Source organism: Chitinophaga horti (genome assembly GCF_022867795.2).
In the GTDB taxonomy this organism is placed as follows: Bacteria; Bacteroidota; Bacteroidia; order Chitinophagales; family Chitinophagaceae; genus Chitinophaga; species Chitinophaga horti.
On record NZ_CP107006.1, the window covers coordinates 844,925 to 863,460 of the forward strand.

At 51.5% G+C, this 18,536-nt stretch carries 13 protein-coding genes; 11 read left to right on the forward strand and 2 right to left on the reverse strand.

Translation table 11 applies throughout. The annotated features are described in order from the left end of the window. Positions 1-32: 32 nt before the first annotated feature. From MKQ68_RS03595 to MKQ68_RS03620, 6 genes are read left to right on the forward strand one after another with little or no spacing between them, the layout of a single operon-like run. Positions 33-3,428, forward strand: coding sequence for a SusC/RagA family TonB-linked outer membrane protein (locus tag MKQ68_RS03595; protein ID WP_264282117.1), 3,396 nt, complete (start codon positions 33-35; stop codon positions 3,426-3,428). 11 nt (positions 3,429-3,439) lie between these two features. Beyond that, positions 3,440-4,879 carry a RagB/SusD family nutrient uptake outer membrane protein gene (locus MKQ68_RS03600; protein WP_244841700.1) on the forward strand — a complete coding sequence of 480 codons (1,440 nt, stop codon included), beginning with the start codon at positions 3,440-3,442 and terminating at the stop codon, positions 4,877-4,879. 11 nt (positions 4,880-4,890) lie between these two features. Further along, the gene (locus MKQ68_RS03605) at positions 4,891-5,646 is read left to right on the forward strand and encodes a DUF4843 domain-containing protein (RefSeq protein ID WP_264282118.1); all 756 of its coding nucleotides are present in this window, start codon (positions 4,891-4,893) and stop codon (positions 5,644-5,646) included. A 7-nt stretch (positions 5,647-5,653) separates the two neighbouring features. Then, a complete protein-coding gene (locus MKQ68_RS03610) occupies positions 5,654-7,213 on the forward strand; it encodes a PKD-like family lipoprotein (protein WP_264282119.1) in 1,560 nt (519 codons plus the stop codon). 13 nt (positions 7,214-7,226) lie between these two features. After that, a complete protein-coding gene (locus MKQ68_RS03615; RefSeq protein WP_264282120.1) occupies positions 7,227-8,399 on the forward strand; it encodes a TlpA disulfide reductase family protein in 1,173 nt (390 codons plus the stop codon). Between the two features lie 5 nt (positions 8,400-8,404). Beyond that, positions 8,405-9,577 (forward strand): TlpA disulfide reductase family protein, encoded by a 1,173-nt coding sequence (locus MKQ68_RS03620; protein WP_264282121.1) that lies wholly within the window; start codon positions 8,405-8,407, stop codon positions 9,575-9,577. A 56-nt stretch (positions 9,578-9,633) separates the two neighbouring features. Here the strand turns inward: MKQ68_RS03620 and MKQ68_RS03625 are convergent, their stop codons facing one another. After that, a complete protein-coding gene (locus tag MKQ68_RS03625; protein WP_264282122.1) occupies positions 9,634-10,614 on the reverse strand; it encodes a family 43 glycosylhydrolase in 981 nt (326 codons plus the stop codon). 191 nt (positions 10,615-10,805) lie between these two features. Between MKQ68_RS03625 and MKQ68_RS03630 the strand changes: the two genes are divergently transcribed. After that, a complete protein-coding gene (locus MKQ68_RS03630; RefSeq protein ID WP_264282123.1) occupies positions 10,806-13,484 on the forward strand; it encodes a TonB-dependent receptor in 2,679 nt (892 codons plus the stop codon). On the opposite strand, the gene MKQ68_RS03635 is transcribed toward MKQ68_RS03630, so the two are convergent. Continuing rightward, the gene (locus MKQ68_RS03635) at positions 13,479-14,636 is read right to left on the reverse strand and encodes a hypothetical protein (RefSeq protein WP_264282124.1); all 1,158 of its coding nucleotides are present in this window, start codon (positions 14,634-14,636) and stop codon (positions 13,479-13,481) included. The genes MKQ68_RS03630 and MKQ68_RS03635 overlap by 6 nt on opposite strands. A gap of 114 nt (positions 14,637-14,750) precedes the next feature. On the opposite strand from MKQ68_RS03635, the gene MKQ68_RS03640 reads away from it, so the two are divergent. The 4 genes from MKQ68_RS03640 to MKQ68_RS03655 all read left to right on the forward strand — a co-directional run bounded on the left by MKQ68_RS03640 (position 14,751) and on the right by MKQ68_RS03655 (position 18,499). Beyond that, entirely contained in the window at positions 14,751-16,178 is a 1,428-nt protein-coding gene (locus MKQ68_RS03640) for a hypothetical protein (RefSeq protein WP_264282125.1), read from the forward strand. 31 nt (positions 16,179-16,209) lie between these two features. Beyond that, positions 16,210-16,611, forward strand: a complete 402-nt coding sequence (locus tag MKQ68_RS03645; RefSeq protein WP_244841674.1) for a DoxX family protein — start codon at positions 16,210-16,212, stop codon at positions 16,609-16,611. 78 nt (positions 16,612-16,689) lie between these two features. Continuing rightward, the gene (locus tag MKQ68_RS03650; RefSeq protein ID WP_244841673.1) at positions 16,690-17,274 is read left to right on the forward strand and encodes an RNA polymerase sigma factor; all 585 of its coding nucleotides are present in this window, start codon (positions 16,690-16,692) and stop codon (positions 17,272-17,274) included. A gap of 64 nt (positions 17,275-17,338) precedes the next feature. Next, positions 17,339-18,499 carry a FecR family protein gene (locus MKQ68_RS03655; RefSeq protein ID WP_264282126.1) on the forward strand — a complete coding sequence of 387 codons (1,161 nt, stop codon included), beginning with the start codon at positions 17,339-17,341 and terminating at the stop codon, positions 18,497-18,499. Positions 18,500-18,536 lie beyond the last annotated feature (37 nt).

An 18,536-nucleotide genomic window follows, 5' to 3' on the forward strand; every position in this document is an offset into this window, starting at 1 on the left:
TGCCTATCACTTATTAAAACACTTGCATGCATATGGAAAATTATACGCGCAGCTTACGGCTGGTGTCTAATAGTCTGGGTATCATTCTTTCCTTTTTAGCGGTGATATTGCCATTTGCCGCCACTGCCCAAAACAACGGGGAAACGAAGGTGACGGTCAACTTCCAGAACGTTCCCCTGAAGCAGGCGCTCCGCGAGCTGGAGACGGCCGGTAAACTGAAGTTCGTGTACAATGACGAGTCGGTAACGCCTTACCGGGTAACGTTAAAAGCACAGAACGAACCGGTAAAACAGGTGCTCACACAGCTGTTGAAGTCTACCCGGCTGGAATTCCAGTTCCGCGACAACAAATGTATTATTATGGAAAAGAAGTCGGTAAGTTCGGTAAAGATGGGCGGTATGACGGCCGCCACACAAACATCGGTGCCGGCTACTACTTTATCTCCACGCAGGATTCGCGGCCGGGTGATCTCTGCCGAAACGAACCTGCCGCTGGCGAATGTATCACTGGGTTTCCGGGAGGCAGGCAACGCCGCCACCATGTCTGGCGAGAACGGTGAGTTTGCCATGACCTTTCCCGCGAATGCACGGATGCTCGTGGTGCGCCACGTAGGTTATGTGCAGAAAGAAGTGCCTATCGGTCCGGCCGATGAATACGTGATCAGCCTGGAGGTATCGCAGGAAAAACTGAACGAGGTCGTAGTGATGGGGCCTTTCAACCGGAAAGCCGAAAGCTTTACCGGTTCCTCCGCTACTTTTACGCAGGACCAGCTGCGCGCTGTGGGCAACCAGGATCTTATCCAAAGCCTGAAGGTGCTGGATCCGTCTTTTGTACAGATACAAAATAACATCGCAGGTTCCGATCCCAACACCTTGCCTAATCTTCAAATCCGCGGCAGCAGCAGTTTGCCTGGCTTGCAGGGTGAATACTCGAGCATGGCGAACATGCCGCTTTTTATCCTCGATGGATTTGAAGCTACCCTGGAAAGGATCTACGACCTGGACATGAACCGCGTGGCTTCTGTAACATTACTGAAAGATGCGACGGCCAAAGCGATCTACGGATCGAAGGCCGCTAACGGCGTAGTGGTAGTAGAAACGAAACGCCCGCAGGCTGGTAAACTGCGCGTAAGTTATACCGCCGATCTCAAACTCACCGTGCCCGACCTTAGCAGTTACAACCTCACCAATGCCACAGAAAAGTTGCAGGCAGAAGTGAATGCAGGCCGCTATAATGCTACGTATTATCACTCCGCACAAGCACTGGCCGAACAATACAACCAGATTTATTCGGAAGTGGTGCGCGGTGTGAATACGGACTGGCTGGCCAAGCCGGTACAAACAGGCGTAGGCCAAAAGCATACGGTATCGATCGAAGGCGGTGATGAATTTTTTCGTTACGGCGCCGATCTTACCTATAACGATATCAAAGGTGCCATGAAGGAATCGGACCGTAAAACGACTTCAGCCAACATCTTTCTTTCTTACCGTGTAAAGAAGTTTTTATTCCGGAATAACTTAACGGTGGGCTTCAACCGCAGCGACGATTCTCCCTATGGCTCTTTCGCGCAGTATGCCCGCCTCAATCCTTACTGGACGCCCTACGACGATAAAGGCAACCTGAAACGTGTACTGGGAACGTTCAGTCGCGGTACGGGTACGCCGGATACGTACTTTAACCCGATGTACGATGCATCTATCGGAACGAAGAACTTTTCACGCTACATCGATATCACCAATAACTTCCAGGCGGAGTGGAGCCTCGCGAAAACATTAAGGTTGATCGGTCGCTTTTCTTATAACCTGCACCAGACCAGCCGCGAAGACTTTTATCCTGCGAGCAGCACGCGGTACATTGACTACCCGGACTCCATGTTTTTCATGCGTGGCGACTACTCCATCACCGATGGTCGCGATGTATCGCTCCGTTCGGACCTCACGCTTAACTACTCCAAACAATGGGGCAAACACCTGGTATTCCTCAACATTGGCGGTAACATCGCTGACGTGAGCGGTGAAACACATGGTATGGCTGCGCAGGGCTTCCTGAATGATCGGGTAGACAATATCAGCTTCGCCAAACAATATGCCTTGAACGGCCGCCCGATGGGATCCGATGCCAAGTCGAGGGAAACGGGTGTATTATCAGCACTCAACTATTCTTACGACGATCGCTTTCTTACCGATCTCACTTACCGTCGCCAGGGCTCCAGCATCTTTGGTGCGGATAATAAATGGGGCAGCTTCTGGTCGGCCGGTTTAGGCTGGAACGTGCACAACGAGAACTTTTTCAAAAATATCACCTGGATAGATCAGTTGAAACTGCGCACCTCAACGGGTTATACCGGCAGCCAGAACTTCAATCCGTACCAGGCGATGTCGACCTATACCTACTTCACCGACACTTACTATGATAACATCGTGGGTGCGAAGCTGATGGCGCTTGCCAACAACGAGTTGAAGTGGCAGGAAACACAGGACTATAACTTCGGTATCGACCTGAAACTGTTTAACCGTTTCGGTTTACGTTTCGATTACTACATCAGCAATACCGATAACCTGCTTACCGATCTGCCATTGCCAGGTTCCACGGGCTTCCAGACCATCAAAGAAAATCTGGGTGGCGTACAGAACAAAGGCATTGATGCGACCCTGAGTATGAAGGTAATCGCGAATCCTAAAAACGGATCTTTCCTCAACGTGTTCGTAAGTGCGGGCGGATATAAAAACAAACTGGTACGCATCTCCGACGCCCTCAAATCACTGAACGATCAGCGTGAAGCGGCCAGGGCGGCTTCCGGCGAAACAGCGCCGTTCATCCGTTACAAAGAAGGCGAATCAACCACTGCTATTTATGCAGTACACTCATTGGGCATCGATCCTTCCACAGGTAAAGAAATCTTCCTGAAAACCAATGGCGAGAAGACGTTTGTATGGGACGCAAACGACCAGGTACGTTTCGGTGATTCTAACCCGCTGCTGAACGGTAGCTTTGGTTTCAACTCACAGTATAAAGGCTGGGGACTGAACTGTGCATTCATGTATCGTGTGGGCGGACAGTACTACAATCAAACCCTGGTAGATCGTGTAGAGAACGTGGACATCCAATACAATGTGGACAACCGCGTGTTCAGCGGTACCTGGACGAAGCCCGGCGACGTAACGTTCTTCAAAGCCATTACGCCAACGCCGAGCCGTACCAACCCGTCTTCCCGTTTCGTACAGGACATGAATGAACTCACTATGTCGTCCCTGAACCTGACCTACGATTTTAAAGATGCGGCCTTCCTGAAAAGAACGACCATGCAGCGTTTGCGCGTAACCATGTTTACGAACGACTTGTTTGTACTGTCGTCTGTAAAGGCAGAACGGGGCCTTAGTTATCCTTTCGCGCGCAACATTTCTTTTTCCGTTCAAGCTACCTTTTAAACTTGAAGCAAATGAAAACAAACATCATATTTCAGCGGGTGGCACCACTACTGGCCGTTCTGGTAACATTCGCCTCGTGTAATAAATGGCTGGACGTAAAGCCCGAATCACAAGTAAAGGACACCGAGTTGTTCTCTACCGAAACAGGGTTTAAAGAGGCGTTGTCCGGCGTATACAGTTCGCTTACATACGAGCCGCTGTATGGTAAAGAAATGACTTTTGGGTTGATGGGTGTACTGGGTTGTGAGTGGGATTACCAGAACTCGAGCTATGCAGCCGATAAAAGCTACACTTATCAATCCAGCGTGACCTCGCTTAACCGCATCGATGCGATCTGGAATGGTTTATATAATTCCATCGCCAACGATAATAAGATACTGGAGAACATCGACCAGCAGAAGTCTGTTTTCAGCGGTGTAAACTACCAGGTGATCAAAGGCGAGGCGCTGGCCCTACGGGCGTTTATCCACTTCGACCTGCTGCGTGCCTTTGGCGCCAGTTACGCCGAGAACCCGGATAAGCTGACGATCCCTTATGTGACGAGCAGCTCTAAAGCCATCTTCCCGCAGTTGTCGGTTACACAGGTGATCGATAAAGTGATTGCCGACCTGGTGGCTGCAGAAGAATTGCTGAAGTCGGACCCGATTTTCACCGGTAAGGTAGTAACTATCGCAGACGATAACGGTTACCTGATCAACCGCCAGGTGCATCTGAACTACTATGCAGTAAAAGGTTTGCTGGCACGTGTATATCTCTATAAAAGCGATTTCGTTAACGCACTGGCCAACGCAAAGGCAGTGATCGAGTCGACGAAGTTCCCGTGGGTGTCGGCTGCAGCGTTGAGCAACCGGTCAACGGCCGATCTAACCTTTTCATCGGAACACTTGTTTGCGTTGAACAATATCCGACTGGGTGTGATCTCGAACAACTCTTTCAGCAACACCGGCAGCAGTGTGTTTTACATCTACAAAGCTAGCCTGGGCGACTACTACAACAGCGCCGCCGAAGACTATCGTTACCTGCACTGGTTCCGCATCAACGACCTGGGCGACTACTACTTTAACATGTACACCCAACTCACCGATGCTTCGTGGCCAATGGCTTACCGAAACAAAATGCCGCTGCTGAAGCTATCCGAAATGCATCTCATCGCTGCAGAAAGTTTAGTGAAAGTCGACTTCGATGCTGCTGCCGGTCATGTGAACGAACTGCGGAAGGCGCGTGGCCTGGCTGCTTCGCCTATCAATGTAGCTGATTTCGATGCCGTGCTGGCACAGGAGTACAGGAAAGAGTTTATCGGCGAAGGGCAACTGTTCTTCTATCACAAGAGAAAGAACAATGCCGCCATTCCCAAGGCTTCCGGCCTGGACCTGATCGCCCTGAAAGGCTACAAACTGCCGATGCCGCTGGCTGAATATGAGAACGGTGTAAACCGCGTGGATAACCAATAAAAACGACATTCATGAATAGGATACTACTATTGCTGTTGATGACTATCACCTTCTTCTCCTGCCAGAAGTCATCTGAAATTACTTATAAGTCGGAGACAGATGCGGTGAACATCTGGTTAGGCACCTCGCTGTCTGCCAAACCCGACAGCATGGAATATAACTTTGCCTTTCGTCCGGCGGTGCCTACCGACTCCGTTGTTTTTACCGCCATGGTGCTGGGTAACACGACCGCGCAAGATCGCCGCTTTGTATTAAAAGCCATTGGTGGTGATACCAACCGCGTAAAACAGGGCGTGCATTACGAATTCGGCGACTATACGATCAGGGGTAACGGCTATACGGATACCTTTGCGATCTATATCAAACGTACCAACGATTTTAAGGTGAACGGCGCCCGCATTGTATTTGGCGTGTCCGAAACCGGCGATCTGAAAAGAGGACTGATCGAATCTTCTAAAGTAACCATTATCCTGAAAGATATATTTGCCAAACCGGCCCACTGGGACGTAGACCCGTATCCCTATACCAAACTGTCTACCTACTTCGGCGTGTACAGCAATGTGAAGTTTCAGTTCATCACCACCGTGATCGGGAAAGCGCCCATCTTCAGGGTGCTGAGCGCCGGTACATTGAAGGAGGGAGAAGTGGACTTCACGACGGTTACCTATTACAAGAACAGCTGCATCAAACAGTTAAATGTTTACAACGCAGCTAATCCCGGTAACCCGCTGAGAGATGAAAACAACAATCTTATCACCATCCCTTAACTGAATTATGAAAGTAACAGTCTATATAGGTTTGTGTTTAGCCATGCTGGTCGCATTTGGAAGCTGTTCCAAAGACCGGGGCAATTATGATTACATTCAACTGGATAGTATCAATATCGACGTGTCGGACCTGGCAGCTTCTTATTCCATGCTGCGTTTCGATACCCTCAAACTGAATCCCGTAGTGACTTACAAGGGAGAAGTGGTAAACCCGGCAGCACCGCAGTTTGAGGAGCTGAGCTTCGCCTGGGAAATGTATCCCAGTTCACTTAATCCATCTATCCTGGAAAAGTACACGCTCGACAGTACCATCGGCCTTAAAGCCATTATGGATAAGAAGGAAGCGATCTGGGAACTGTTGTTTACCGTTACTAATACAAAAACAAAGATCAAGGCCTTCGCCAAGTTCGCCGTCGCTATTACGCCATCGCTGGCAGAAGGCTGGATGGTATTGTACGAAAGGAACGGTCATACAGACGTAGGGATGATCGTCAACAACGAGATCAGCAAAACGGCGGTAACGTCCGAAAGAGTACTGCTCGACATCTATTCCAATTCGAACAATGCGCCGATGGCGGGTACGCCAGGCTCCATCATCTATTCGCTGGTGAACCTTACCGGTGCGCATAAATTATACATTCAAAGCGGGGGAGAAGCAGTGTCTGTGAACCCCAGCACTTTCGAACGTATCGATAACTTCGAGTCGATCTTCTGGACGACACCTGCGGTAAAGGCGCCCCAATTGGTACATGTAACCGAACGGAGAAAGGAGTTCATGATCAACAACAACCGACTGCACGTGATCGACTACACGATTTTGGGTAATGGTCGTCGTGCTTTTGAAGATGCGCTGACCGGCAACTACGGCAGTCTTGCGCCCTGGATGGCGACTACCTCCGGTGCGGCTTTCGATGCGGTGTTGTACGATCAGACCAACAAGAAGTTTATGAAAGTAGTGGCCCGTGGGAATGAACTGATACCGTTTACCACGGTGCAAAACCCTACCGCCGCCTTCGACGTGAACAACGTAGGCATGACCTTCAAGTTTGCCGACCTGGGCTGGAACTATTGGGAGCACTTTATCATGGCAGATGCAGCTGGCAAACACTTCCTGCTCACTGCCGATTTCAGGACCGGGGAAATTGCGACGATAGGTAAAGGTAAATACGATATGAGCAACAGCCCGGAGATTGCCGATGCCGTGGCGATGGCTACCGGTTACTACGGGGAAGTATGTTACTACAGTTCTCCCTCCAGCCTCTACCAATTCCGCTACACCGCTGGTATTACCGACAAACTATGGACGGTTCCCGCGGGAGAAAAGATCACAAACATTTCCCTGCAGAAGTATTACAACACCAACCCGGCTTCCGGCAGGTTCTACGATCCGAAGAACATCTGTAAAATATTATACATCGCCACCTATAACGAGCAAACCCAGACCGGCTCCGTTTACCAGATGCAGGTAAACCAGTCCAGCGGCGCTATCATACCCGATACGCAGAAGCGGTACACCGGTTTTGGCAAGATCAAAGAGATGGCCTGGAAACCTTTTATTATACTTTAATCGCAAACGGAAAATGAAACCAACATTATTAACCGCATTAGCAGTATGTGCCAGCCTGGCATCCGCGTTTGCCCAGGGCACGTACCGCATCACGGGTACACTGAAGAACCAGGGTAACGAGAAGATCGTGATCAATTATTTCGATGGGAAGGAAAACGTAACGAAGTCGGTAGATGCCGTTGACGGCTCCTTCACGCTGGAAGGCACAGCGCCCGAAACGCCCGTTGTTGCGCGGTTGAACACCAGTCTTGACAGGAACCTGTACCTCGGTGAGCGCCAGAACTCCATGGCCATTCCTGCCCAACCGCTGGATGTGGTGTTGAGCAAAGATTGTAAACTCACGATTACCGGCACCGCCGAAGATCTGAATATGGCTACCGTAACAGGCGATGCGTATAACGCCAGCTTCAACGCCCTGCGCGAGGCCGAACGTGCGAATTTGGCAGAAAGAAAAGAACTGCAACAGAACCTGATGCAGCTACGTAAGATGGGTGTGAAGGATGGTCTTGACGAGGTTGGCAAAAAGATGCTCACCAACTATCAGGGACTGAATGCGATCCATAAGAAGTTTATCAAAGAAAATCCGGCTGCTTACGCCAGCGCCTGGCTGCTCGCCCGCACGGCAAAAGAGTATTCACTCACCGAGTTGAAGGCGGCATATGAAGGATTGGATGCTTCGTTGAAAAGCAACAGCTTCGGTCAGGCCGTTGCTTCGCGGATCGAGATCGTGGCGGCTACTGCCAAGTCAGGCCCCGCGCCTGAGTTCTCCAAACCTTCTCCCGATGGCAACTTTATCAGCCTGTCGCAATTCAAAGGCAAGTATGTACTCATCGACTTCTGGGGCAGCTGGTGCGCACCTTGCCGCGCTGCCAACCCGCACCTGAAGGAGTTGTACGCTACCTATAAAGACAAAGGTTTTGAGATACTCGGCGTAGCAAGTGAAAAAGTAAGTGGTCAGAAAGAAGCAGAAACCTTATGGAAGAAAGCGATCCAGGCGGACGGACTTACCTGGCCACAAGTACTGAACAACGAGATCGGTATGAAAACGGACGTAGTGAAAATGTACGGTGTAGATGCGTATCCCACCAAACTGCTGATCGACCGTAGCGGTAATATCATTGCCCGCTGGCAGGGAGCAGAAAGCCGCGAGCTGGACGAGAAACTGAAATCTATTTTTAGCAACTAATGACAATGAAAGTATTCAACAAATACAGCTTGCTGGCCGCCCTGTTACTGTTCGCAGTAGCAGCCGGCGCGCAGGTGAAGAAACAGATCAGCATCACCGGCAAGGTACAATACCAGAACCCGGACATGCTGAAGAAATACAACATGGTTTGGCTGAAGAAAGGTTTGGGTGCGGCTGCCAAAACAGTTGACTCCGTAGTCGTGAAGCCCGATGGCAGCTTTAGTTTTAAACTGGCCGTGAGCAAGCCAGGCATTTATCAGCTGGACATCCTCATGTGGCAAACCACCGCGTTCTGGGCCGATCAGGATGTGGAAGTAGTCGCGCGTGGTTACGATACCTCCAAATACCAGCGCAAGAACTCCGGCTTCGTAAAGATGACGAGCAAGTCTGCCGGTACGCAACTCATCAACCTGGCGATGTACAACCGTTTCCTGGATGAAGAATTGCTGGGCGAACTGCTGGACGAGGGCTTTGCCGCGCAGAAGCGCCGTAGCGTAGATTCTGCCTGGTACGTATTTTACCGCAGGCAGATGCTATACCGCAAAGTCGAAGAGCAGGGTGCTGCAAGAGAACGTGCTTTGATAGAAGCGTCGATCAGCAATCCTGCATCGGTGTATTTGTTGGCAACGATGAATACCAAAAGAGATGCGCAGTTTGCGTTAACACAATTGGATAAGTTGCTCGCTGCTAATCCATCTTTCGAAGAAGCCCTGCTCGCCAAAAAAGAAATCAACGCCCGTCTCGCACAGGAGCGTGCACTGGCCAAAGGTGCTGTGCCGCCGAACATCGCCTACGCTAATCCCGATGGCAATGTGACTACGCTGGCATCTTTCAAAGGCAAATACGTAATTGTCGACTTCTGGGCAAGCTGGTGTGGCCCCTGCCGCAAATCCATTCCCAGGTTGAAGGAGTTATACGGCCTGTACAAAGACAAAGGTTTCGAGATTCTGAGCGTATCTGTGGACAAAGACAGTAACGCCTGGAGAAGAGCCATGTCGGAAGAACAAATGCCATGGTCGCAGGTGCTGAGCCCTGATATGAACAAAACCATGTCGGAGTTTATGATCCAGGGTATTCCCACCATGTTCCTGCTCGACAGGGAGGGTAAGATCGTGGAGAAGTTTACGGGATATAGCCCGAAGCTGGATGAATTATTGAAGGCGAAGATGGGGGCATAACCCTCGCAGGTTTTTTACAGCGCAGGCAGCCGGCTTTTCCGGCTGCCTGCGTGCTTTTATCCTTTCCTTTTAAACGATTTGCCGTCCCAAAACACTTCTTCCTGCGTTAATAACCACGTTCTGCCCTTATCATTGTTGCCCTGGTAAAACAGGTAAGTCCTGCCGTCTTTATCGTCGAATATATGCGGATGCCCGGACTCACTGCTGTTCCATTCGCCCGGTTTACCGTTTGGCAGAAAAGGCTGCTGCGACAGGCGCTGCCAGTTAATGCCGTCTTCACTGACCGCCAGCCCGATCTGCTGTGGCGCATTGTTGTACGCACCTGCATAAAACATGAACAGGCGGTTGCCGCGTTCAATAATCGACGCGCCTTCTATACATTCGCCTTCCCAGTCCAGCTGCGGATAAAGAATGGGTTTGCCGGCCGCCTGTTTCCACTGGTCGCGGTTAAAGTTCGTGTGTGCCGGTGCCGTGGCTACCCCGATCATCTGTATTTTCATCGCCGTGTCGCGGGTGGCGAAGTAGAGGAAGTACTTGTTGTTGAAGAACGCTACTTCCGCATCAATGGCCCGCCCGCTCGTCCAGCTGCCGGTGGGGTGAAAAATAGGATTGGAGCTGTTGCGGGTGAACGTAAGTCCGTCGGCCGACCAGGCATGGCAGATGGCATCGTTTTTCCCGTTGCCGTAAGTCTGGTAAAACAGGTGTACGGTATCGTTGCGTACAATGGCGCCGGGGGCACAGAGGCCCTTTTGCTCATAGGCTGCACCTGCTGCCGGCCGTATTTCACCCACCTTGTTCCATTGCACAAGGTCTTTGCTCTCGGCAATACCAATATTCCAGCCGGAAGCAGGGTTGTTGGCGAAGGGTGGAATAGAGAAGTACATCAGGTACCGCCCTTTGAAAGATACGACGTGCGGATCTTTGGAATAAGGAAGTCCCTTACGGGAAGTATCGCCGTACTTCATGACGAACTGCTGAGCGGTAGTCGTGGTGGCGCTGAGCAGGAATGCGCTAAGTAATAAAGCGTAGAATTTCATAAACGGATGGGTTGTTTTAAACCGGTGAGTAGTCGCCAGGTAAGATACATCGTGTTTTGATAAAATACAGAAGCGATGTGTATATTTGCTGCGTAGCCCGACGAAGGATTGGCGCGGAGCAAAGCAAACCGCATGCGTAACAGTTCAGCCTCACAAGAAAACTATACCCAATAAAATTTTCTCCGGTAAACATGTGTAAAAGTCCGCGTTGCCTCTGCCTGCTTATGTTGTTGCTGCTCGTTTCGGGACTGGCGGCAGCGCAGGCTAACCGTAACGGCCGTATTTCGGGCCGGGTAACAGATGCGGCCAGCCGTAAACCGCTTGAGGCAGCTACCGTGTCTGCGGTGCGGGCGAAAGATAGTTCCCTCATCACTTATGCCGCTACCAATGCCGAAGGTGTATACCGTTTAACAGGGTTACCCCTGGATCAGCCTTTCGAAGTATTTATCACCCGCCAGGGATATCGCGATACGGTGGCGGTATTTAAGCTCCCGGCCGCCCATCCGCACCTGGATAGTGTGAACTGGGCGATCGCGGTGCTGCCGATCGAATTAAAAGGAGTAAGTGTAGTGGCTCCGCGTGCACCCTTTACTTATCGAAAGGATACGCTGGAATTTCATGCCCCGGCTTACCCGGTAAAACCAAATGGTACCGTGCGCGACTTGATTATGAGGCTGCCGGGCGTGGTCATCGACGCATCGGGCGGCATCACGTTATTCGGTAAACGGGTAGACCGTATACAACTGGAGGGCAAAGACTTTTACGCCGGCGACTTGGATATGTCGGTAGAAAACCTGCCAGCTTATATTATCGAAAAGGTGCAGGTAGCGACCACGTATACCAAACTGGACGAACTAACACCCGGCCCCAAGAAGCGGTCGCAGAACCTCACCATCAACCTTACCCTGAAGAGTGATAAAAAGCAGGGCTTCCTGGGTAAAGCGTATGCTGCGGCCGGCACACAGGAGCGTTACAGTGGGGCGCTCTCCTTAAATCGTCTTGGAGGAAAGGTGCGTTTTGGCGCCTACGGACAAGCCGGGAACCTTGGGCAGGGCAACTATACCGGCAGCAGGGGGCGCATCCGTAATGAGTCGGTAAATATGACGTCTAACGTGGAGGTAGGAAAAAAAGCACATGTGGATGTTGACTACAGCATCATCCGCAATTCGATGTACACGGAAATGCAGTCGGAACGTATCAACTTTTTGCCGGATAGCAGTTTTACCAACAAGACGACTAACAATAATCAGAATGAAACCAGTGGTCATAACCTGAACGCCAGGATGAATTACGATGCCGATTCGCTTACGAACTGGAATTTCCAGTTGTCCGCTTCGTTCCGGAATAACGAATCTCTTGGCAATAACAGTGCTTCCTCGCTCAGTGAAGAAGGTACACTCATCAATGCTACCAATAGCCGGCGTAAAGACGCCAGCAAATCACAGAACCTGTCTTCCACTATCAGTTACCGGCGGATGACGCGCAACCGTAAAGGATCGCTCAACGCGCAATATGGAAGCTCGTTTAATCTCAGTGACGGAGATGGATTTCAGTATTCCATCAATTCGTTTTTGAAGAAACCATCCGATACGCTGGACCAGCGGTCATTTAACGATAACCTCTCGCAATCGCATACACTGAGCCTGGAATTGTCTTATATGTTGTTGAAAGACATATCCCTGGCCGGTGGGTACCGGTTCAATTATGCAGGCAATAACCAGCAGCGCGAAACTTTTAATGCTACACCGGCTGGCTACACGAAACCGGATTCGCTCTTATCTGCCCATAACCGGATGGACAATATTTACCAGCAACCTTATGTAAGCCTGGGATATCGCCTCAATAACTTTGGTATTACGTTAAACGGCGCCTGGAGTTTCCTGGACCAGCGCAGTAAATTCCTTTGGGAAGATTCTTCGGTCGTGATCAAACAACAGCAGTTCTCGCCGTCTGTTACCATCGATCAGAGTTTTGAATGGGGCAGTATCAATGTTTCTTACAACAATAGCACCAGCGCGCCGTCTCCTTATGAACGATCGCCGATTATCGACAACCGCAACCCGCTGGCCGTTATTATTGGTAACCCGTCGCTAAAGAGTACGATGGATCACAGTGCGTCCGTCAACCTCTCGATGTTTCAGCCAAAAAGCGGACTCGGAGGCAGTATTGCGCTGGACGGGTCGGTGACGCAGAACCAGATCGTGGAGGACATTAGTTACGATAGTTTAAGGCGGCAGGTCACCCGGTTCCGTAATACCAATGGTACGCAGAGCTTCCGGATGTCGGGCAATATGAACTCGGCCAATCATATCGGCAAATGGATGGTAAGGGGCGGCATTAACGCCAGCGTGTCTAACGGCAGAGATGTGAGTTACCTGGATGCAAAGCGCAACGAGGCCAGTCGCTGGAGTATGGCTGGTTCTTTGAACGGCGGTGCCCACCACAGTGAAGTGCTGGGTTTTAACACCGGCGTCACGTATTCCTGGAGCCGTTCGATCAACAGTCTGGAAGGTCTTAATACGGTGGAAACGCAGCAGGTGCAATACCTGGCCGCGGTGGACATACTGGGCATAAAAAAGATGGGCGGCAGCCTGCAGTATAACTATACGTTAAACAACCAGCTGCCGCCCGATATGGGCCGCCGCATGCATCGCCTGGCGGTGACGGTAGAGCGGCGGTTCCTTAAGAACGAGCGGCTTACGTTGATCGCCTCTGTCAGCGATCTGTTTAATAACCAGCAGAACGTACACCGTAACGTTACGCCCTCTTACGTGGAAAACCGCACGTCTAATGTACTGGGCCGTTACTTCCTGCTGCGTTTACAATTTAACTTCGACCTGTTGCATAAGGAGCGGAAAACATGGTTATAAACGCAGGCCGTCTGTAGCATCCAGCCGGGCGATGAGTCCCCAGCCGTAGAAGTAGTTGGAGAGGCCGACCAGTATTTCATTCTTTCCTTTCTTTAACGGCAGCTTCACCACCGTATTCTCGATCGTGCACCGACCCTGGGGGAACTTTTGCCCGGGCGTACCGAAATGGTTTTTATCTACATGTACCAGTTCGCCATTGACAAATAACCACATCTCATCGCTAAAACCCATATGCAGCAACCGGTCCTGCGTACTATCCGATTCAATAACCGTTTTTGCCCAGGCCAGCCGCCGGTTGCGGAAGTCGGTGGCACCGAGCGCGCGGGTAAGGTTCAGGATGCCGCGGTCTTCAGTAACGGATGGCGTCCATGTGGTCGTGCTATCGGGATAGTGAGGACTGACCTGGTTGCGGAACCTGGGTGCAACATCCTGTCCGAAAGGGAAAGGAAAGGCTTTACTCACCTGCCAGTTGCGCAGGTAGCGGGTATCGTTATAGGCAGATACGTAGCCTTTTACCGGGCTAAGGTCTTCAACGGCGTTGGGGGTGATCACCAGGTTGGCAAGGTAAATCTCACCGCCTGAAAATGCGATGCGGCCGCTTTCTGACGAGCCTTCCAGCGCAGGTACGATCAGTGCAGGCCGGGTCATGTCGTTTACATATGCCCGCATCTGTTTGCCTGATATCACTAACCTTACATGATTCCACCCCGGAATCCTGAGTGCCGCGCCGGCCTGGTACTCGTCGGTGAGGTCCCACAGGCTCATGCTGTCAATCATGGCGGAGTATTGCAACGTGACGCGGCTGTGCGGGGAGGTGGTGCCAAAGTAGCGCAGGTAAAAGTGGTCGGCGTTCCTGCCATCGGGCGAAATGCGGAACGTAATGCCCGGGAAGCCGTAGCCGAAGGCCGCGTCGAACTCGATGGTACCGTTGGAGAACTGCACGTTCTTCGGGATCAGTGGGGGCGCCTGTTTGATATGAACGGCTTTGTAGTTTTGATAGGTGATAAATTCCGCGCCGGCGGTATCATATTGCCAATGCGCAGGTTCCATCGGGATGTTGATCGCCTTACGGGGCGTTTGCGCCTGTGCTGCAATACCATGCAGGGTAACCAGGATAAGAATGGCGGATGTTTTTACGAATGTCAAGGTCATATTTTTTAACTTTAAGAAACGATGCAGGCAAGTTAAGTGTGCCCCGTGTAAAGCCTTCGTGCAAGTGTGCGCCAAACCTGTGCAAGTACATTCAAACATGCTTAAGTATTGATAATGAATAACAAAGGCGATACATACTACCTGTCCTTACTGCTCCGGCAAATGGAGCGCACCTTCGCCCGCGGGGCCAGTAAGGATTGGTCGAGTTACGATTTTGAGAAGCTGTCCGACGCGGTTTATGACCGTGCCCAGGTGCGCCTGAGCGTGACAACGTTAAAGCGGGTGTTCGGCAGGCTGAAGTACGACAGCGCACCCACGTTAAGTACGCTGAACGCCCTGGCGCAGTATGCCGCGGCGGAGGACTGGCAGGCGTTCAAGTTAGGTATAGCGGCCAGGGAATCGGAAGAAGACGGCACTGCGAAAGTTGGGGGAGTGAACGAAGCGGCACCCGCTGCCAATGGTTTGAACGGTGCCGCAGGTTTGAATAACGCTGTAACACCTGGTACTGGTTCCGAAGTAGCTTTACCGGCTGGTGGTTTAAATAACGTTGCAAGTTCGGAGCAAGTGGTTGCGCCCGGCAGTGCTCCGGCTGATAAGACGATACGACCATGGAAATCGCGGTGGATGCTCGCCGCCGGTGCCGCCGGTTTAATCGGCATTGCTGCGCTGTTAGTGTTTTTCCTGCCCGCAAAAGCACCATCTACTACTTACGATGCCGCGAACTTTGAGTTCAGTCTCAACAAGGTCATCGCCAATGGCGTACCCAACTCGGTGATCTTTAACTACGCCGCCCGCGAAAAGCCCGATTCGCTGTTCATTGTTCAAACCTGGGACATGTCGCGCAGAACGCGGGTGTCACCCGATCAGCATGCGCATTCGGCCATTTACTATTATCCCGGTTATTTTAACACCAAACTGATCGCCAATGACCAGGTTGTGAAAACGCAGGGCCTGTGGATCACTTCCAACGGCTGGTTGTGTTTGTTGGAACATGATCCGGCGCCAGTTTACTTCAAAAAGGAAGATTGCGAAAAGGATGGCGTAGTGGCGGTGACAGAAAATATGCTCGCAGACCATGCGTCGCTGCCACCACTTGTACGTTTCTTTAACCAGCGCGATATGGGCCTGTTAATGAGCGATCACTTCACGTTCGAAACGATGGTGAAAAACGATTTCGATGACGGGTCAAATGCCTGCCATCAATCGCAGGTGCTTATCCAGTGTAAAGATGATGTGATTATTATTCCACTGGCCGACAAATCTTGTGTAGGTGACCTGGTGTTGTACTTTTGCGGCTACCGGGTAGAAAGTAAGTTCGCTGACCTGTCAGGTTTCGGCTGCGACCTCACCGAATGGACTTCCCTGCGCGTGGAAACGGTGGGCCGGGAGGCAACGATCTATGTAAATAATAAAAAGGCACACCACTTAACCTTCCCCAACAAGCCTGCGGGCATCGTAGGTGTGCAATACCGCTTTAACGGCGCGGCGGCTGTAAAGGAAACACGGTTTGAGGCCGGTGCAAGGGTGTACGAGATGGACTAATATTTGCATCCTCTCTGCCAAAACATATCTTATGAAAAAGGAAACCGTAGCAAATGGCGCCCGTTTACTGCTGGGGGCCAGCCTCATATACGCCGGCATTAGTCATCTTACCTTTGCCCGCAAGGAGTTTCAGGCACAGGTGCCCGATTGGGTGCCGTTGAAGAAGGATGATACCGTGGTGTATTCCGGTGTTGCCGAAATCGCCCTGGGCAGTGCGTTATTGGTGGCACCGAAGAAGTACCGCCCCACAGTAGGGACCATCGCTGCCGCCTTTTTCGTAGCCGTTTTTCCCGGCAATATTTCCCAATACGTGAATAAACGAAGTGCATTCGGGCTGGATACTGATGCCAAAAGGTTGACCCGCCTGTTCTTTCAGCCGGCGCTGGTATACTGGGCGTGGAAGAGTACGCGGGCATCCGCGAAGAAGGCATAAACCCATCGTTGCGAAATTACCCTACCCATCTATAGGGTATTTTCGCTACTTTTATCCGGAGAATGCAATAACGCTATATTGTCAGGGGAAACAACAAATACCGACCAGGATCTGATCGCCAGGATCGCTGCGGGGTCAGAGGAAGCTTTGGGCCAGCTGTTTGAGCGATACTGGGAGCAACTATATTTATCCGCTTACCGCAAGCTGGCCGACGATCAGTTAGCCCGCGAAGTGGTGAATGATGTATTTATGGATATCTGGCGCCTGCGTGGACAACGAGACATTTCCAACGTGCCCGCTTATCTGGGTAAAGCTGTTTACAACCGCGTTATCAACAAACTTGTCGGGAAGAAGGATGTTTACTTCTTCGATATCCTCGAAAATCATGGCGCCTCCCTGTACGAGGCGGACCAGAACCTGCTGCAGAAAGACCTGATCGCGATGATCGGCGCCTGGATAACCACCCTTCCGGAACGCCGCCGCGAGATATTCATCCGCCACTATTTCGAACACCTTACTACCGCCGAAATTGCCGAGAAGATGGGCATCTCCCAAAAAACGGTACAAAATCAGCTGAGCGCCGCCGTGCAATATCTGCGCACGCATTACGGCCACCTGCTGCCTGCATTAATGCTAATGCAGTCATTCTTTCCCAGGAAATAAAAAAAGTTGGGTACAGGACGGGAAGATCGGCTTTAAAGCTTGTCTATATACCTAAACGCCTGTTGTGATTAAACCCGAATCAGAAGATATTATTCATTTTTTCAGGATGCTGGAACGGTATACTGCCGGTACGGCCAGTCCTGCGGAGACGGAGTTCGTGGAGCGCTATATGCAGCTGCTCGAATACCGGTCGCCGGCCCCGCCCGACTTTGCATCGACGAAGGATGATATAGGTAAGGAAATCAAAAACCAACTGTTTGATGCAATAGCCCAGGATACTGTGCGCCCGGCCATTCACCGGGTTCACTTCCTGCGGCGTTACTGGTGGGCGGCCGCGGCGGCCGTGGTATTGCTGGCCGGCGGTGGTTACGCCCTGTTACGTCAGCAACCGGTGCCACAAACGCAGGTAGCGGCTGTAGTGGACGTACAACCCGGCAAATCGGGTGCAATACTAACACTCGCCAATGGCGAACAGGTGCTGCTGGATAGTCTCGGTAACGGGCAGGTGGCGGTGCAGTCAGGCGCTACTGTGCATATACAGAATGGTGCGCTGCTTTATGACCAGCACGGCGGGGATGGTGCGGTGGCTTTCAATACCGTGTCTACACCGAAAGGCCGCCAGTTCCGGGTAATACTGCCGGATGGTACGAAGGTATGGCTGAACGCAGCCAGCAGTCTTACTTATCCCACGCACTTCGATGGCCGGGAGCGCCAGGTGACGGTAGCGGGGGAAGCTTATTTCGAAGTGGCGCAAATCGCGCAGCAGCCCTTCAAGGTAAAAGTAAATGATCGTACCGAAGTGCTGGTACTGGGTACGAGCTTTAACATCAATGCTTACTATAATGAAGCCGGCATATACACCACGTTGCTGAGTGGTGCGGTAAAAGTGACGAACGACGCCGCCGGTAAAGTGCTGCGGCCCGGCGAGCAGGCCGGTATATTGGCGGGAAGCCGCGATATAGCGGTAGCCCCGGTGAATACAGCGGAAGTGGTAGCGTGGAAGAACGGCAGCTTCGCCTTCGCGAATGCGGACATTCAAACGGTAATGCGGCAGCTGGAGCGTTGGTACGACATAGAAGTGAGGTACGAAGGAGCAATACCGGAGGGTACTTTCAGCGGGGAGATAGACCGTTCACTCACGCTTACGCAGGTGCTGAACGGTTTGGCGAAAACCCGCATCCGTTACCGGTTAGAGGGGGAGCATCAATTGATAATTCAACCATAGTGGTCAATAAAAAAAACCGGGTGCAAAGATTGGCGTC

Excerpts from the sequence above, each read along its gene's own strand:
- MKQ68_RS03595 (WP_264282117.1), top strand. The coding sequence starts at position 33 with ATGGAAAATTATACGCGCAGCTTACGGCTGGTGTCTAATAGTCTGGGT.
- MKQ68_RS03600 (WP_244841700.1), top strand. The coding sequence starts at position 3,440 with ATGAAAACAAACATCATATTTCAGCGGGTGGCACCACTACTGGCCGTT.
- MKQ68_RS03605 (WP_264282118.1), top strand. The coding sequence starts at position 4,891 with ATGAATAGGATACTACTATTGCTGTTGATGACTATCACCTTCTTCTCC.
- MKQ68_RS03610 (WP_264282119.1), top strand. The coding sequence starts at position 5,654 with ATGAAAGTAACAGTCTATATAGGTTTGTGTTTAGCCATGCTGGTCGCA.
- MKQ68_RS03615 (WP_264282120.1), top strand. The coding sequence starts at position 7,227 with ATGAAACCAACATTATTAACCGCATTAGCAGTATGTGCCAGCCTGGCA.
- MKQ68_RS03620 (WP_264282121.1), top strand. The coding sequence starts at position 8,405 with ATGAAAGTATTCAACAAATACAGCTTGCTGGCCGCCCTGTTACTGTTC.
- MKQ68_RS03625 (WP_264282122.1), bottom strand. The coding sequence starts at position 10,614 with ATGAAATTCTACGCTTTATTACTTAGCGCATTCCTGCTCAGCGCCACC.
- MKQ68_RS03630 (WP_264282123.1), top strand. The coding sequence starts at position 10,806 with ATGTGTAAAAGTCCGCGTTGCCTCTGCCTGCTTATGTTGTTGCTGCTC.
- MKQ68_RS03635 (WP_264282124.1), bottom strand. The coding sequence starts at position 14,636 with ATGACCTTGACATTCGTAAAAACATCCGCCATTCTTATCCTGGTTACC.
- MKQ68_RS03640 (WP_264282125.1), top strand. The coding sequence starts at position 14,751 with ATGAATAACAAAGGCGATACATACTACCTGTCCTTACTGCTCCGGCAA.
- MKQ68_RS03645 (WP_244841674.1), top strand. The coding sequence starts at position 16,210 with ATGAAAAAGGAAACCGTAGCAAATGGCGCCCGTTTACTGCTGGGGGCC.